A 17,166-nucleotide genomic window follows, 5' to 3' on the forward strand; every position below is an offset into this window, starting at 1 on the left:
ATTGTCATAATGATAAAAACTTTTGATGCTCTCCTTTTTCTGCCAGAAAAGTTTCTGGAGTACCTTCTAATTGCACTTCACCTTTCTCTAACATCACAATCCAATCAGCTCGCTTGACAACGCTGGGACGATGAGTAATTAAAACTGTAGTTTTACCTTTGCGGTAGTCCAAAATTGCATCTAAAACGCTAGCTTCACTAACTGGGTCGAGTCCGGCTGTGGCTTCATCTAAAATTAGCACAGGTGGATTAGTCATAATTCCTCTAGCGATCGCTAATCTTTGTCTTTGTCCACCAGAGAGATTCGCCCCAAATTCGCCTAACACAGTTTGATACTTACTGGGAAGTTGACTGATAAAGCTATCTGCATCCGCAATCTCGCAAGCTTTGACAATTTCCTCAAAGGAGATATAGGGCGTTCCTAACCGGAAATTCTCTAAAATTGTGCGACTCCAGAAATGAGGTTCTTGGGGGACATAAACAATTTGCTGTCGCAGACAATCGAGAGCGATGTCATCGAGGTTAAACGAGCCAATGCGAATATTCCCAGAATTCGGCTGATATAAACCTGCTAACAGTTTGGCTAAGGTACTTTTACCACAGCCAGATTTACCAATCAAAGCGATCGCTTGACCACCAGGCAACTTTAGGGAAAAATCTTCTAATAAGTCCACTCTACCAGGGTGGTGAAATGTCAGATGAGAACAATGAATATCTGCACTACCGGAAATTTGCGCCACAGGCTTTTCACTCCCTCCCACCACTTCCGGTGTCGCATCAATCACTTCTAAAAGCCGAGAAACTGCTGTTTGAGAGCGAAAATATTCATCTACTAAACCCACTAAGGAATTAATTAAACTCAGAACATTCACCTGTAGCACATTAAAAGCCAGCATTTGACCGATACTTAATTCTCCCTGAATCACCAAGATACTTCCAAACCCCAATAAAGCTACACCACCAATAGTCGAAAGGAGTCGAGAAAGAGTATTGTTGATAATTCCGATTTGCACAGTACTAAAAGTCAGATTAGCTAAACGACCAAAACGACTTTGAAATTCTTCCCAAAATTGGGGTGCAGCGTTCGTAGTTTTAAGTACCTGTGCGCCCTTAAAGGTTTCAACTAACACACCTTGATTTTCCGCCCCCAAGACTAAAAGACTGCGAGTCTTTTGTTGGAGAATAGGTAAAAAAGGCAGAGTTGATAAAGTCATTAAAGCACCGACCAGGATAACTGCTAATGTGAGTTTCCAACTATAAAACAGCATTAAGCAGAAGGAAATCACTGCAATGAAAAACTTACTCGGTAAAAGCACAACTATCTGTGATACCAACTGGTTAATATGATTGATATCTCGTAATCGGCTAGTGATTTCCCCACTCCGGCGGGCTTCGTAATAATTCAAAGGTAACTGGAGCATTTTGCGCCCAAATTCCAAAACAAGCCCTAATTGCAGCCGTTGACCAAAGTGAGCAATCATCGTCGATTGCAATAATTGGAGAGTGCTGCTAAATAAGGTCATAACTACAACTGCGGCGACGACAACAGTCAGTAGCTGGACATCTCCCCGCACTAAAACATCATCTGTGAGAATTTGGATGAGTATGGGAGAACCCAAAGCGAGTACACCCAAAGCAACATTGAGCATTAAAACCTGAGTCAGCAAACCACGATAGGGCAAAATCCGCTTCAGAAAGCGTCCGAAACCACCCATTGGTTTGTCTTGGGGCTGATCAAAAAAGCGGTCTGGATCTGGTTCCAGTAAGAGCATTACCCCATTCCAAGCCTCTGTTAACTCTTTGCGGTTAACATAACGAATACCCACAGATGGGTCAGCAATCACATACTTTTTGCCCTGCTGGTTATATAAAACCACCCAGTGAGAACCGCGCCAATGGATAATGGCTGGTAACTGCACTTCTGTGATTCTGTCGATAATTTCTGGCGAGGCTTTAACTGCTCTAGTATTAAAACCCAAATTCTCAGAACCACGTTTTAGTCCTAATAAAGTAGTTCCTAGTTGTCCAGTTCCTACGGATTCTCGACTGCGATTAATGCTTAAAAATCGGCCGTAATGTTTACAAATAGAAGCCAGACAAGCTGCTCCACAATCTTCTTCGCTCAACTGTGAAACGCATTGATAGGTTTTTTGAAGTTTGATTAAACCAAACATAATTTAATTCGTAGTTCGTAATTCGTAATTCGTAATTCGTAGTTCGTAATTCGTAGTTCGTAATTCGTAATTAAGTTTTGTGATGGGGGTTGCTTAGAAATCTGTGATTAATCGGGCTTTGCGGAGAATGAAATTCAGTACTGTTTCCTGTCGGGAAATAATATCAGCTCGACCTTTCATTCCTGCTTGGATATAACATTGATGATTGTCTGTACCTACATAATTGGTTTCGGCTTCTATGGTGGTTTCATAGCCGACTGTCTGGGTAGCACCTGGAACACCAGGCTCGGCGCTGTTATTTCCGATTGGGAGGGCATCTGGTGCAACATTTTTCACTGTCCCGTGGAGAGTACCGTAGTTGGGATAGGGACAAGCTGAAACCTGCATCTGTACTTTTTGCCCAGGTTTTACTTTGTCGATATCTTGAGGCGGGACAAATGCTTTGATCACCATTGGACTATTGACGGGTGCAATCTGAGCAATAGCTTGACTTGGTTCTACTACTTGCCCAGGATGACGCAGATTTAATTGCAGCACTGTACCTGTAATTGGCGATCGAATTATAGTTTGATTCAGGTCAGTTTCTACCTGTTGTAGTTCTTTGCGCGATCGCATACTTTGTTTTTCTAGTTCTAGACGCTGTTGCAGTAGGGTTTCTCGTTCTCTGTTTAAAGCGGCTAAGGTCGATTCACCACTGGCTTGCTCTTGTTTAATGCGTTCTGAGGCTATGGTGATAGCGGCATTATGAGGATTGATACTGGTGCGAGCTTTTTCGAGTTGGATTTGGGCAATCTGCAAGGATTGTTCTTTTTCTGACATCAAGTCCTGAGCGCTAGCTTTGGCTTGTTCTAGCTTGGCCTGGGCGGATTTTACCTCCTGTTGTTTTTCCTCAAATAAATTGCGAGAAACTGCTCCGGATGCGACTACTGACTGTAATCGATCGCGTTGCATTTTCGCTACATTTAAAGCTACTTCGGCTTCTTGTACTGTTGCAGTTAATAGGTTATTCTGTTGAAGGCGATCGCGTTGTATTCTCGCTAAATTCCAAGCAGCTTCGGCTTGTGCCAGATCAGCCATTGTCGTCTTTTGCTGGTCTTCATAGTTGCGTTGACTCGCACTGAGTTCTGCTTGTGCAGCAATGATTGTCCGGTTAGCTAAGGTTCTTTGAGCCGCAATCTGAGTAGCAATTTCAGCGATTTGAGCATCAAATTGGCGCAGTTGTAATTGACTCTGCTCAATACTGTTTTCTAGTTGGCTTTTTTGATTTTGCAGGCGGGAATCATCAATGTAAGCAATGGGTTCTCCTTGTTTGACTAGCTGATTTTCTTGCACATCTATTTTCTGCACTGTTCCAATTACCGCAGACTGCACAATTCCCAGTTCTCCTTCTGGTCTAATACTCGCAGGAACTTTGACTGTGACATTGTAATTAAACACAGATGTGAGTCCAGCCGCCGCCATAAAAGTAATCAGCAGAACTCCTGCGCCGATGTTTGTCCATTTACTGATGCGGGGAAGAAACTCGTGAGGTTCAACTAAACTCAGTTCTTCTGGAGTAGGTTCGTTAAACCGATTCCAAAAATGGTTATCTTGTTGGGGAAAGGAGTTCACTGTACTGTACCTTGGGTTTGAATTGGATAGATGAATCGGGTTATTTCAGATCGTGTCTGTTAATTAGGAATCTGAAGTTGCCGTCATCGAGTGACTAAGCTCAGATTTTTGATTGGCTAAATATCCTTCAAATCTTCCATAAATAGAAATATTTACCTTAAAGATTGAGAATCAAGACATCAGCAAAGCCATGAATAACTTGTCAAATATTGGGACAAAAATTGAAACTGTAACATATGATGCTAACCTTAGCCAACAACATGGTTTATGATGTTATATAATTAAAAATGGGGATAGAGAAAGGAGTCAGCTATGTACGGCAATCACCTTTCTCATGTATCTAACGTGGATAACGCGTAGAAACAACAGAGGAGAATGCTCAAACTTTCTCAAAGACCTCACTTACGTTGAGCGAGTGATAACTATCTCCTCTCCCCCCTTTTCAGATGCAACGCCAAAAATTTTATAAACCACAGGAAAACTTTTATAGTCCAGCAAAATCAAGGCTAATGTCTAAAGTTTAGATAGAGGCAGAAAACGTAAATCTTGATGTTGCCAAATTTCTACTCAGTATTGAATTGATTTAGTTCTTCCGAGTTGGCAAGAGCCGGAAATTCTGTAGGTTCATTAGACAAAAAACTTGTGGCATTAGAATTTACATCAGCAAGCTGAGTATTTAATTCAGAAGAGTTTCCTTCTGGACTATTATTACTTGAGTTTTTCTTTGTTGCAGATCCTTGAGCGAAATTGTTATCGTTCAGTTGATAGTTAACACCACCAACCAGCAACTCCTGCTGTCTATCGGACAATTCTAACTCTGCAAACCAATCGGATGTGATGATTTGATCTGACATAATTATTAGCCTCACTGACAATCTACTCCAATGTGATTTGGCGATTGTTAGTCTCATTTAGATAATTCTCCAATAAAGGATTCCAGAAACTGTCTTGTGGATGCAGTTTATCCTGAGTATTCAGCTAAATAATCAAGTTGTGCAAACATGAATCACACATTCAAGCTCTGGAATCCGTTCTGGCGCAAATGTTGAGTCAGGAACCAGATAATTCACTGCCAGCTGGAGACAATAAACACAGTTACTTGTGCAATCATCAATTATTCCAGATAGCAATTGCAGATTTATCTAGTACTTTGTCAAAGTCATGTTGAGAGTTTGCTGACCCGTGAATTTGAAATTGACAGACTACTAGACCGGATTGGTGAAAATTAAATATCCTTTATCTGGAACCCTTATGGAGACGTTCATGGAATGTCTCTACATTCTTTGTCACCAGATGTCTATTCCTCACCACCTGTGGCGTTGAGAACTGGTGCGCCGCCCAAAGCATCAACTTCAGGAATTTCCTCTGCACCAAATCCCAATAAATCTTGTGCCGCAGTGTTAACAGCTGTCAACTGACCTGTGGAGTTGGCAGTGCTACCATCTGGGCCAGAATTGGCTGTTCCTTGTAAATTTGCCAGTCTGTTAGCAAAATTGCTTCCAGCTAGTTCAAAGTCAACACCACCAGCTACGAGTTCTTGTTGCTCGTCGGATAACGCGACACAGAATTCTGATACGATATGCTCTGTCATGATTGTTAGCCTCATTTACGTAATTCTTAAACAACAGATTCCAGATCCTAACTTGTTGATGCAGTTTTGCTGACCTATGCAGTCAAAATCAACTGGCAAGAAAATTCTGGAATTTCAGCCTACTTTCCACGCCTGAGAAAAAGAAACCCAAAGTGCTTAATTAGTTCAGCGCCACCAAAGTTCCTGGGAAAACTAACCAGGCTGATCTCTGCAATAGTTCAGCTATTCGAGATCATAATTGCAGTTTTTGGGTAGGGGAAGGAATACAAAATTGCCCTGCTGATTCGGTGAATCACCCCCATGCACCATTTCCTACTGAGATGGGTGAAACGCTTGAATGTGACAGATCAGCTTTTCGGATCAACTGTAGGAATCTTTTAAATGGTTTAGTTGATTAACCTTCATCTTCACCACCAGCACCACCAGCACCACCAGCACTACCACTGTTAAGAACTGGTGCAGCACCCAAGGCATCAATTGAAGGAATTTCGTCCGCACCAAATCCTAACAAGTCTTGTGCAGCGGTATTGATAGCTGTAACATCACCTGTAGAGTTGGCAGTGCTGCCATTTGGCCCGGCATTACTTGTTCCTTGTAAGTTGGCACGTTTTTGACCGAAGTTGCTACCAGCCAGTTCAAAGTCAGCACCACCAGCTAAAAGCTCCTGTTGATCATCAGATAAAGTAACAAACAATTCTGATGCAAATATTTCATGTGACATGATTGTTAGCCTCACTTACGTACATAGGTTTGTGACCACCTAAGAACTTAACTATAAGCACTGTTTGTGAGGAATTCATAAATCCCTAGATAGAAATCAATGTTGTATATTTACTCCTCAAAGTAGATATAAAGTCTAATTTTTTTGCTGCCAAACTCATACCTTGAGAAAATAAACTGACAATATTCCAGGTTTTACGGCTATGTCATCAAATAATCGAGTTTTGCATGATCTGTCCTGGCGATCGCTTGACTGTAATTGCTAAAAATTAAGGTTGTGAAAAATACTAACTATTGTCATCATTTGTTAGGTGGACACTTTTGAGATATGGCTACGCCCACACCTCCCACACCTCCCACACCCTGCCCTGACGAGGTTTTAGCTTATCTTAGTGCTATTCGGTTATGGGGAATGGTGCAAGAAGATATCAATTAACACAAATGCTAGGCCTGCACTGCCTAAAGGAACTGTTAAATTATCAATACCCAGAAATGAAATGGCTTCTAAGCTAGTAGCAGCGAAAGCGATCGCTAGGGATATTACCCAAGTTTGCCAGATGTTACCTTCAACACTCAATAAAATTAAACTACTGATCAGATAACTGACTAAAGCCATCGTCAAGGAGCCTTCCCAGCTTTTTTGCGCTCCCAAGACTTGATACTTATGTTTACCAAAACGCTGCCCAATCAATGCTGCTAACCCATCACCCCAAGCCATCACCATGATGCCGATAGCGGCGTATTGGGGCTGTTGTATATGCCAGAAGCAGGCAATTAAAATGCCCATACTGACAGCATAAAAGAAGGTTCCCAAACTTTGCCTACCCACGCTATTAATACCGGGAAGGAGGGGAAATCGGTATGATAGTAAGGTGATGGCACTGGCGACAATGGACGCTGTAATCCCTAAACTAGCCGGAACATCGAGCCACCAAGCCAGCAAAATTACATTCCCAGTGCCAATGTGAACTATTTTTCTGACTATTTCGGGATCGCCCTGAGCAAAGCGATGTACTACCCATGCGACCAGGAGGATGAGTGATACCCAAACTGCAACTACGGTAATTTGCAGCCACAAAGGTGAAATTGAGGTGAAATCGAGAGATGGAGATAACAAAGAAACTATAATATATAAATTTTTGAGCTTTATTACTAATTTATAAGATTTTAGGCGATCGCGATGAAAGTATTATTCATTTCGTTGATTAAAGGTTACAGAATGTTTATTTCGCCACTGTTTCCCCCGACTTGTCGCTTTCAACCAACTTGTTCAATGTATGCGATGGAAGCCATTGAGCGATTTGGGATCTGGCGCGGTGGCTGGATGGCGACTCGGCGGATTTTGCGTTGTCATCCTTTCCATCCTGGTGGTTATGATCCAGTTCCAGAGGCGAAAAAGCATTGCTGCGATCATACTCATGACTAAATATCCAGTTCGGATAAGGGACTTCCAAGGAATAAAATCCCCAATTAATTTGTAGTTAAGGATAATGGTGGGTTACGCTGCGCTAACCCACCCTACAATTTTTGGGTAATTTATTTTTTGGTGTTCCCGAATTCAATTTATTAGCTACCAGCTATTTTTGCAGAAATCACACCTTGGGATTCTAATATAGCTGCAACTCGTAAAATTAAGGCTTCATTGTAGGGTGCAGCGATGATTTGCACACCCAAAGGTAAACTATCAGGAAGCTGAACTGGGACTGATAAAACGGGTAAGCCAATGAAAGATAATGGTTGTGTGAATAATCCCAAATGAGGACGCACTAGAATTTCTTCACTATCTAAAATCATGGTTTTTTGACCAATTAGCGGTGCAGATATTGGTGTGGTGGGGGCGAGAATTATATCTACATTTTGCCAGATTTCGCGGAGGCGATCGCCATACCACCTTCTAAACCTTTGTGCTTGGATGTACCAACTACTCGGTATTAATGCCCCTGCCAAAAAGCGATCGCGTGTAGCCGGATCAAAATCCTGGGGACGTGACTTTAACTGATCTAAATGCAGATTTGCCCCTTCACTAGCGGTAATTACAAAGGCTGCTGCTCTGGCGCGGTGGGCTTCTGGTATAGTTACATAGTCAGTTACACTTAAAGCCTCTGCTACTTTCTGCACTGCGGCTAAGGCTTCTGGTGATGCACCTTGAGTAAAATAATCAGATGCGATCGCCATTCTGATCTGAGAAATATCTTGATATAATTGTGGTAGACATAATTCGGGAGAGCGCTTTGTACAAACAGGATCACGCTGATCTTCACCTTGCAGCAGATCAAAAGCGATCGCAATATCCTTTACCGAACGGGCAAAAGTGCCAACATGGTCAAGACTGCTAGAAAATAAAGCTACCCCAGCACGAGACAAGCGCCCATAGGTGGGTTTAAAGCCCAACACGCCACACAAAGCCGCCGGAACCCGAATTGAACCATTAGTATCAGAACCCAGCGTCAAGGGAACTAAACCCGCCGATACAGATGCAGCCGAACCACCAGAGGAACCACCAGCTATTCGTTGTAAATCGTGGGGGTTGTGGGTAGCACCGTAATGGGAGTTTTCCGTGACAAACCCATAGGCGTACTCATCCATATTTAAAGCCCCAACCAGCACCGCACCCGCTTGTTTTAACTTCGCTACGGCTGTCGCGTCTTGGCTAGCTGGGGGATTTTCGGCATTGATTTTCGACCCGGCTAGAGTTGTTAAACCAGCGATATCATAGAGATTTTTCACCGCAAAAGGCACACCAGCCAACAAACCGGGATTTTTACCTTGGGCGATTTCTTGGTCAATTTTAGCTGCATCTATTAAAGCAGTTTCCGCAGTTATCGCCGTAAAACAATTGAGTTGATGATTCTGCGCCGCAATTCGCAATAAAGCAGCCTGAGTAACTTCCACCGCGCTAACGTCCCCTATACGCACAGCCGCAGCGATTGAGACAGCATCATTCATGGTGCAAACACAGATACAGGTTCAACTTCCTCCGGTAAAGGAAACTCATTTACTAATTGAGCGATCGCCTTAATTCTCTCAAAATTCTGCACCACCCCATCAACATATTCATCCCCAAGCTGTAACCCCAACAACAAAGCCATCTCCTCAACATAACTCCTCATTTTCTCCTCCTCTGCGTTCTCTGCGCCTCTGCGGTTCGTTAAATCCTCATCAAAGCCCCAGGGCCAAGGGGTAACCCCAAAACAAACCAGATAATTAACAGCATAGACCACCCCAACAAAAAGGCGATCGCATAAGGCAACATCATAGCTATCAACGTCCCAATGCCTAAATTTTTATCATACTTCTGTCCAAACGCCACCACCAAAGGAAAATAAGGCATCAACGGCGTAACAATATTAGTTGTAGAATCCCCAATACGATATGCAGCTTGAGTTAACTCAGGAGAATAACCCATTAACATAAACATTGGCACAAACACAGGAGCCATAATTGCCCACTTTGCCGAAGCCGAACCCACAAATAAATTCAGCAGCATACTGACTAAAATAAATAATATTAGTAATGGTGCGCCAGTAATACCTGTAGACTTGAGAAAATTCGCCCCATTTATCGACATAATCGCGCCTAAATTACTCCAGCTAAAATAGGCAATAAATTGAGCCGCAATGAATGCCAAAACAATATAATATCCCATAGCACTCATGGAATTACTCAAAGCTTTAGCAACATCTTTATCATTGTGAATAGTTCCGGCCACTTTGCCATAAAAAATTCCCGGAATTAGAAAAGCCAAGGCAATAATAAACACAATGCTATCCAGAAAAGGTGAAGGAATAATTGTGAAAGTTTCTGGATGTCGTAAAATTCCTTGCGGTGGTACAACCATTACCAACAAAAAGGCAATAAATGCTAATAAAGCATAACCAGCCCAGCGTAAACCTTTATTTTCAGCTACGCTGATTTCTGCCATTTGAAAATCAACTTCGCCTGCATAATTACCCAATCTCGGTTCAACAATTTTTTCGGTAACAAACCAGCCAATTAGAGTAATTAAAAATGTCGAAACTGCCATAAAATAATAATTAGCAGTGGCATTGACTTGATAACTAGGATTAATTAATTCCACTGCACTTTGGGTTAATCCAGCCAGCAACGGGTCAAGGGAGCTAATGAGTAAATTTGCACTAAAACCACCAGACACTCCCGCAAAAGCCGCAGCTAAACCAGCTAAAGGATGCCGTCGAAATCCTAAAAAGATAATTGCTCCCAGGGGTACAAGCACCACATAACCCGCATCAGCAGCGATGTTTGCCATGATACCTGCAAAGACGACAACGGGACAGATAAATTTACTAGGGGCAATTAATACAATTTTGCGTAGTAATGCTGAAAGTAAACCAGTGTATTCGGCAACGCCTACGCCTAACATAGCCACCAGCACAGCACCCAGAGGGGGAAAGTCAGTAAAATTTTTCACAGCAGAGGTGAAAATGCGGCGGATACCTTCAGGAGTAAGTAAAGATACTGCAACGATGGTTTCACCGTTTCCGGGGTGGACAACAGAGAGATTGAGAGCAGATGCGATCGCACTAACAACAATTACCATTAAGGATAATAGGCAAAATAGTGTCAGTGGGTCGGGAAGCTTATTCCCCACAGATTCAATGAAGGTTAAAGCATTTCCCAACCATTTTTTACTGTTTTGAGGATTCATTAGACATTGACCGAATTTAAATATGAGTTTCCCATAACCCTTGTAGAGAAGTTCCATGCGTCTCTACTTTCTCACCACCTTCCTTCTTCTCTTGGCGAATTTGGCGACTTCTCCCAAAGGGAGAGGCTAGCGCCAAGGCGGTTCGATAATAGGATTCCTACAATGTCCGTAAGTGCCTAGCGCGTACCCGTTCAGCACTACCAGTAGGAATGGAAGCAATTAATTTTTGTGTATATTCTTCCTTGGGTTCTAAGTAAATACTCTCGGCTGTTCCTTGTTCGACAATTTGACCACGATTCATCACTAAAATGCGATCGCTCATAAATTTGACTACACTTAAATCATGAGAAATGAAGATATAAGTCAGTTGGAATTCTTCTTGCAATTCCTTCAGCAGATTTAACACCTGCGCCTGTACCGACACATCCAAAGCCGAAACCGACTCATCGCAGATAATAAACTTGGGATTTAAAGCCAAAGTCCGCGCAATACAAACCCGTTGACGTTGACCACCAGAAAACTGATGGGGATAGCGATACATTGCATCTGCATCTAAACCCACCCGTTCTAAAAGTTCAACTACACGGTCTTGACGTTGTTTCTTGGTTTTTCCCACAGAGTGAATTATCAACGGTTCCATAACTGCATCCCCAATTTTCATCCGGGGGTCTAGGGAACTAAAAGGATTTTGGAAAACAATTTGCATTTCTCGCCGCAACTTCTGCAACGCTTCGCCTTTGAGGGTAGTAATATTTTGACCCTCGAAAATAATTTCCCCACCCATCGGTTCAATTAATCGCAGCAAACTTCTACCCAAGGTAGTTTTACCACAACCAGATTCTCCCACCAAACCGAGTGTTTCCCCTGGCTTGACATCAAATGAAACATGATTAACCGCCATATTGTAGCGTTTTGTGATCCCAAATACGCCCTTGATCGGAAAACCCACCTGGAGGTCACGAATTTCTAATAAGGGTGATTTATCCTTTAGCTTGTCCCATCGTTGAGATATTTCCTCAAGGCTGATTTCTGGGGGACGCTGGGGTTCTTTCGCTTGAATTACTTCCTGACCCGTTGGCGTTGAATCGACACTCATATAGTCAGAAACGGTCAGCAATTTATGAGGACGACGGTTGAGTGTAGGGCGACAAGCTATTAAACCCTTAGTATAGGGATGTTGAGGACTATTAAAAATTTGTGCGGCTGCACCGTATTCGACAATTTGACCTTTGTACATTACCGCTACTTGGTCAGCAATTTCCGAAATTAGTCCCAAGTCGTGGGTAATAAAAATCATCGCCATATCACGACTTTGCTGCAATTCTGCCAACAACTCAATAATAGTTGCTTGCACAGTCACATCTAAAGCCGTAGTTGGTTCATCAGCAATCAATAGCAAAGGATTACAAGAAATCGCCATTGCAATCATCACCCGTTGTAGCTGACCTCCAGAAAGTTGATGCGGGTAACGTTCCAGGATAGCTGCTTTGTGCTGCTTGACTAACCTAGCCAACTTGAATCCATCTGCTTGACCTGAATTTTCCAGACACTGCTGTTGTATAATTTCATCACTAGGTAGAAGTTTGACTTCTTGCAAAAGTGCGATCGCAATACGTTTTGCTTCAGTTTCCGAGACCTTCTGATGTTGCATAATCGCTTCAGCCATCTGAAACCCAATAGTAAAAACCGGATTCAGCGAACTCATCGGTTCTTGAAAAATCATAGCGATATCGCCGCCTCGGTGTAGCTGCATTTGTGCAGTCGGCAATTCTACCAAATTAATCGGTTTACTATGGGACTGGGGACGAAAGCAAACCTCACCACCGCGAATTTTCCCCGGACTTTGCAACAAACCCATCACAGCCAATGCTGTCACCGACTTACCACTACCCGATTCCCCCACTATACCTAGAGTTTCACCACGATTAATCTCAAAGGATATATCATCCACAGCTTTGACACTGCTACCATCACTGGAAAAATCAACTTGTAGATTACGAACCTCTAGGACAGTTTCTTTCATAGGAATCAGGTTATCAAGATTGAGGGCAAATTAATTGGATTTTAGCAATACTTCTGATCTGCGATCGCCAAAGGCGGGGCTGAGTCATGCGGACACGCTACGCGAACGCCCATCGCTAAAGCAATATTTTGTACCCAATCTTATCCCAATTTCACCAAATCAAGTTAGTGCAATCAGCTTCCTGATCCTTTTTCGTAGTGTTGTCGCGTAGCGCAACGCACCATCCTAGATTCTCAGTGCGTTAGAACTAACGTCATAAATAGACCCTACCAGATTTAAATCTCATGTGGGTTAAAAATACACCGTCTGAATTTCCAGGAATTGATCAACCTGAAGCGCCATCAATTCCCAAACTTTGCTTTCCAAATTGCCACCACCGAGAATTACATCTGCACTTTTCCCTACTGATTCTCTCGCAGAATAGGCGATCGCATCTGTCTCATTCACTTCAATTGAAGGATCTTGGCACTCTGTGAATGATAAACACGCCGAATTTAATGTTATCTAGATTTCAGGCAATTCTGACATTACTCGTAGGGTTTTCTCCAGGACATCAATTACCCATAGATTCTGGACAAACTGTAGATCATATTCTTGAATATTGACCAACCATAAAACCAAAGTTACACTAGTATTAGCAGCATATCTGATAGGTTATAAAATGCTGCTAGCAACCTCAGTAAGAAACTACACTCTGTTATCAGGGGCAAAAATCATACATATGTTAAATAAGTCTTTACACTATCAAACCACCACAGTGGTCTTTATTGATGACTCTATTTCTGACTATCAAACCCTACAGACGGGAGTTGTTGAAGGAGTAGAAGCAGTTATTCTTTCCCCCAATCAAAATGGAATTGCGGAAATTACCGAATTTATCCAACAACATCCCCAAATTACCACCATTCACATTGTTTCACACGGTTCACCGGGATGTTTGTATTTAGGTAATAGTCAACTGAACTTAGACAACATCAGTAAATATGCTGATTGGTTGCAGCATTGGCAAAGCAAAAGCATTTTACTCTATGGTTGTAATGTTGCTGCGGGGGATGGTGGAGAAGAATTTATTCGCAAGTTACATGAGATTACAAACGCAACCATTAGCGCCTCAGCAACAAAAACCGGAAATGCAGCATTAGGGGGAAATTGGGAATTAGAAGTTAATCTTCCGCAAAATAATGGGACTTCTCTTGTTTTTCGTGCAGATACCCTCAACACCTATCAGGGAGTATTTGCACCCACAACAATTTTATCAGATTTGTCTCAGACATTCTTCCTCAGCAGCTTACCAACAGCTAAACATACAATTTATTTAGACTTCAACGGACATACTACCAGTAATACTCCCTGGAATAGAGACGAGACAGGTGGGGCTGATATTGTTACCCCAGCTTTCGATTTTGACGGCAATACAGCATCTTTTAGTAATGCCGAACTGGAAAGAATCCAGTATATTTGGCAGCGCGTAGTTGAGGATTTTATCCCGTTTAATGTTAATGTCACCACCCAAGAACCAACAGATATCAACGATCTGATTAATAGTGGATCTGGTGATACTCGTTGGGGTATCCGTGTTGTTATTGGTGGTAACAGTGACTGGTTATCTCGTACAATTAACGGAATCGCATATTACTCTTCTTTCAACTGGAATACTGATACTCCCACTTTTCTCTTTAGTGATAACCTGTCTGAAAGCGAACAAGCTACAGCTAACATTATCTCTCATGAAATAGGACATACTCTGGGACTAAAACATGATGGCAGAATAGCTCCTGTCGAAGAATACTACTCAGGACATGGTACTGGGGAAACTGGCTGGGGATCAATCATGGGAGGGTCCAGCAAGAACCTAAGAGGATGGAGCCAAGGCGAGTATGCTTCTGCTGATAATCAACAAGATGATCTGCACATTATTACAACCCGAAACGGTTTTGGCTACCGAGACGATGATACTGGTAATACAATTGCTACCGCCAAACCACTCACCACAACTAGTACATCTCTAAGTGGTAATGGCATCATCGAGCGCAATACAGATATTGATTTTTATAGTTTTTATACTGGTGCTGGTGCAATTAGCTTCACCGTGAATCCCTTTACCCGCGCACCAAACCTAGACATCTTAGCAGAACTATACGATGCTAGTGGTAATTTAATCGGATCATCCAATCCCAGCGACCTACTATCCGCTACGATTACAACCAATGTCGCTGCGGGAACGTATTATTTAGCCATTGATGGTGTCGGAAAAGGAGATCCTCTTGGTACTGGCTACACCGATTATGGCAGTTTAGGACAGTATTTTATCAACGGTACAATTCTCCCCAATAACCCTAACTTAGGAACAGCCGAAAAATTCACCACCACAGCCCAACAAGATATCATAGACGCTAAAGGTGGATACGACATTATCACTAGCACCTTTGCCAATTTACAACAAAACGATACTTTGAACGGTGGTACAGAAATTGATACTCTGATTATTACCGGAGGAACTAGTGGTAATGCCATTACTATTAATCTCAATAATGCTAATCAATTTAATATTCCTGGTACAACCATCATCGGATTTGAACGCTTTGATTTAAGTGGATTTAATGGCAAAATCAGCTTTGTAGGTACTAGCGGTGATGATTGGATTAACGCAGGTGCTGGAAACGATGATTTAACCGGTGGTGATGGCAATGATTACCTGAACGGAGGAACAGGTGCAGATACTATGAATGGTGGTGCTGGAAATGATTCCCTCAACGGAGGAACAGGTGCAGATACCATCAATGGTGGTGATGGAAATGATTCCCTCAACGGAGGAACTGATGCAGATAGCATGACTGGTGGTGCTGGAAATGATTCCCTGAACGGAGGAACAGGTGCAGATAGCATGACTGGTGGTGCTGGTAATGATTCCTACTATGTTGATAATGTCGGAGATACCATCACAGAAAATGCTGATCAGGGAACTGATTCAGTTTTCAGCACTCTTACTTACACATTAGGAAACAACCTCGAAAACCTGACTTTAGAAGGCACAACTGCTATCAATGGTACTGGTAATACTTTAAATAATACCCTCACTGGTAACAGTGGTAATAATGTCCTCAATGGTAAAGAAGGTACAGATACCATGATTGGTGGTGCTGGTAATGATTCCTACTATGTTGATATTGCAGGAGATACCATCATAGAAAATGCTGGTCAGGGAACTGATACAGTTTTCAGCACTCTTACTTACACATTAGGAAATAACCTAGAAAACCTGAATTTACAAGGCACAACTGCGATTAATGGTACTGGTAATACTTTAAATAATACCCTCACTGGTAACAATGGTAATAATGTCCTCAATGGTAAAGAAGGTGCAGATACCATGATTGGTGGTGCTGGTAATGATGCCTACTCTGTGGATAATGTCGGAGATAGCATCGTCGAAATTGCTGATCAGGGAACTGATATTGTTTACAGCACCGTCACTTATACATTGAGTAATAACTTAGAAAACCTGACTTTAGAAGGCACAACTGCTATCAATGGTACTGGTAACGCTCTGAATAATCGCATCAGAGGAAACGCAGCTGCTAATACTTTGAATGGTGGTGCTGGAAATGACTTCCTTGAAGGTAAAGAAGGTGCAGATACCATGATTGGTGGTGTGGGTGATGATGCCTACTCTGTGGATAATGTCGGAGATACCATTACAGAAAATGCTGGTGAAGGAACTGATATTGTTTACAGCACCATCACTTATACATTAGGAAATAACGTAGAAAACCTGACTTTAGAAGGCACATCTGCTATCAATGGCACTGGTAACGACCTGAATAATCGCATCAGAGGAAACGCAGCTGCTAATACTCTAAATGGTGGTGCTGGAAATGACTTCCTTGATGGTCAAGCAGGTGCAGATAGCATGATTGGTGGTGCTGGTAATGATTCTTACTATGTTGATAATGCCGGAGATAGCATCGTCGAAATTGCTGATCAGGGAACTGATATTGTTTACAGCACCATCACTTATACATTAGGAAATAACGTAGAAAATCTAACTTTAGAAGGCTCATCTGCTATCAATGGTACTGGTAACGCTCTGAATAATCGCATCAGAGGAAACGCAGCTGCTAATACTCTAAATGGTGGTGCTGGAAATGACTTCCTTGATGGTCAAGCAGGTGCAGATACCCTAATTGGTGGTGTGGGTGATGATGCCTACTCTGTTGATAATGCCGGAGATACCATTACAGAAAATGCTGGTGAAGGAACTGATATTGTTTACAGCACCATCACTTATACATTAGGAAATAACGTAGAAAATCTAACTTTAGAAGGCTCATCTGCTATCAATGGTACTGGTAACGCTCTGAATAATCGCATCAGAGGAAACG

The 17,166-nt window shown here is 42.3% G+C and carries 13 protein-coding genes; 2 read left to right on the forward strand and 11 right to left on the reverse strand.

Going from position 1 to position 17,166, the window contains the following annotated elements:
* Positions 1-4: 4 nt before the first annotated feature.
* The 6 genes from AACX33_RS12965 to AACX33_RS12990 form a co-directional block, all read right to left on the reverse strand.
* Positions 5-2,173 carry a peptidase domain-containing ABC transporter gene (locus tag AACX33_RS12965; protein ID WP_193999631.1) on the reverse strand — a complete coding sequence of 723 codons (2,169 nt, stop codon included), beginning with the start codon at positions 2,171-2,173 and terminating at the stop codon, positions 5-7.
* A gap of 93 nt (positions 2,174-2,266) precedes the next feature.
* Positions 2,267-3,784 carry an HlyD family efflux transporter periplasmic adaptor subunit gene (locus tag AACX33_RS12970; RefSeq protein ID WP_193999629.1) on the reverse strand — a complete coding sequence of 506 codons (1,518 nt, stop codon included), beginning with the start codon at positions 3,782-3,784 and terminating at the stop codon, positions 2,267-2,269.
* 563 nt (positions 3,785-4,347) lie between these two features.
* Positions 4,348-4,638 (reverse strand): CTB family bacteriocin, encoded by a 291-nt coding sequence (locus AACX33_RS12975; protein WP_193999627.1) that lies wholly within the window; start codon positions 4,636-4,638, stop codon positions 4,348-4,350.
* A gap of 443 nt (positions 4,639-5,081) precedes the next feature.
* Positions 5,082-5,375 (reverse strand): CTB family bacteriocin, encoded by a 294-nt coding sequence (locus AACX33_RS12980; RefSeq protein WP_193999625.1) that lies wholly within the window; start codon positions 5,373-5,375, stop codon positions 5,082-5,084.
* Positions 5,376-5,769: 394 nt separating this feature from the next.
* Entirely contained in the window at positions 5,770-6,096 is a 327-nt protein-coding gene (locus AACX33_RS12985) for a CTB family bacteriocin (protein WP_193999623.1), read from the reverse strand.
* Between the two features lie 402 nt (positions 6,097-6,498).
* On the reverse strand, positions 6,499-7,212 hold the full coding sequence (locus AACX33_RS12990) for a diacylglycerol/polyprenol kinase family protein (RefSeq protein WP_227789075.1): 714 nt from the start codon (positions 7,210-7,212) through the stop codon (positions 6,499-6,501).
* Positions 7,213-7,275: 63 nt separating this feature from the next.
* On the opposite strand from AACX33_RS12990, the gene yidD reads away from it, so the two are divergent.
* Entirely contained in the window at positions 7,276-7,521 is a 246-nt protein-coding gene (gene yidD, locus AACX33_RS12995) for a membrane protein insertion efficiency factor YidD (RefSeq protein WP_193999621.1), read from the forward strand.
* Positions 7,522-7,661: 140 nt separating this feature from the next.
* Here yidD and AACX33_RS13000 read toward each other — a convergent pair whose 3' ends face one another.
* The 5 genes from AACX33_RS13000 to AACX33_RS13020 all read right to left on the reverse strand — a co-directional run bounded on the left by AACX33_RS13000 (position 7,662) and on the right by AACX33_RS13020 (position 13,231).
* Positions 7,662-9,041, reverse strand: a complete 1,380-nt coding sequence (locus tag AACX33_RS13000) for an AtzE family amidohydrolase (protein ID WP_193999619.1) — start codon at positions 9,039-9,041, stop codon at positions 7,662-7,664.
* Complete coding sequence (locus AACX33_RS13005; protein ID WP_193999617.1) at positions 9,038-9,205, reverse strand: DUF4089 domain-containing protein; 168 nt, start codon at positions 9,203-9,205, stop codon at positions 9,038-9,040. The genes AACX33_RS13000 and AACX33_RS13005 overlap by 4 nt, the downstream gene beginning before the upstream one ends.
* Positions 9,206-9,243: 38 nt before the next feature.
* On the reverse strand, positions 9,244-10,761 hold the full coding sequence (locus tag AACX33_RS13010; protein ID WP_193999615.1) for an AbgT family transporter: 1,518 nt from the start codon (positions 10,759-10,761) through the stop codon (positions 9,244-9,246).
* 157 nt (positions 10,762-10,918) lie between these two features.
* Complete coding sequence (locus AACX33_RS13015) at positions 10,919-12,784, reverse strand: ABC transporter ATP-binding protein (RefSeq protein ID WP_193999613.1); 1,866 nt, start codon at positions 12,782-12,784, stop codon at positions 10,919-10,921.
* A gap of 291 nt (positions 12,785-13,075) precedes the next feature.
* Positions 13,076-13,231, reverse strand: coding sequence for a hypothetical protein (locus AACX33_RS13020; protein ID WP_193999611.1), 156 nt, complete (start codon positions 13,229-13,231; stop codon positions 13,076-13,078).
* A gap of 274 nt (positions 13,232-13,505) precedes the next feature.
* Here AACX33_RS13020 and AACX33_RS13025 point away from each other — a divergent pair.
* On the forward strand, positions 13,506-17,166 hold a 3,661-nt coding region (locus AACX33_RS13025; RefSeq protein ID WP_227789076.1), incomplete at its 3' end, for a DUF4347 domain-containing protein.

Origin of the sequence: Nodularia sp. LEGE 04288, assembly GCF_963896525.1 — a bacterium.
Lineage (GTDB): Bacteria > Cyanobacteriota > Cyanobacteriia > Cyanobacteriales > Nostocaceae > Nodularia.

What these genes read in the sequence shown, in the direction of transcription:
- AACX33_RS12965 (WP_193999631.1), bottom strand. Translation starts at nt 2,173, where the DNA reads ATGTTTGGTTTAATCAAACTTCAAAAAACCTATCAATGCGTTTCACAG.
- AACX33_RS12975 (WP_193999627.1), bottom strand. Translation starts at nt 4,638, where the DNA reads ATGTCAGATCAAATCATCACATCCGATTGGTTTGCAGAGTTAGAATTG.
- AACX33_RS12980 (WP_193999625.1), bottom strand. Translation starts at nt 5,375, where the DNA reads ATGACAGAGCATATCGTATCAGAATTCTGTGTCGCGTTATCCGACGAG.
- AACX33_RS12985 (WP_193999623.1), bottom strand. Translation starts at nt 6,096, where the DNA reads ATGTCACATGAAATATTTGCATCAGAATTGTTTGTTACTTTATCTGAT.
- yidD (WP_193999621.1), top strand. Translation starts at nt 7,276, where the DNA reads ATGAAAGTATTATTCATTTCGTTGATTAAAGGTTACAGAATGTTTATT.
- AACX33_RS13000 (WP_193999619.1), bottom strand. Translation starts at nt 9,041, where the DNA reads ATGAATGATGCTGTCTCAATCGCTGCGGCTGTGCGTATAGGGGACGTT.
- AACX33_RS13005 (WP_193999617.1), bottom strand. Translation starts at nt 9,205, where the DNA reads ATGAGGAGTTATGTTGAGGAGATGGCTTTGTTGTTGGGGTTACAGCTT.
- AACX33_RS13010 (WP_193999615.1), bottom strand. Translation starts at nt 10,761, where the DNA reads ATGAATCCTCAAAACAGTAAAAAATGGTTGGGAAATGCTTTAACCTTC.
- AACX33_RS13015 (WP_193999613.1), bottom strand. Translation starts at nt 12,784, where the DNA reads ATGAAAGAAACTGTCCTAGAGGTTCGTAATCTACAAGTTGATTTTTCC.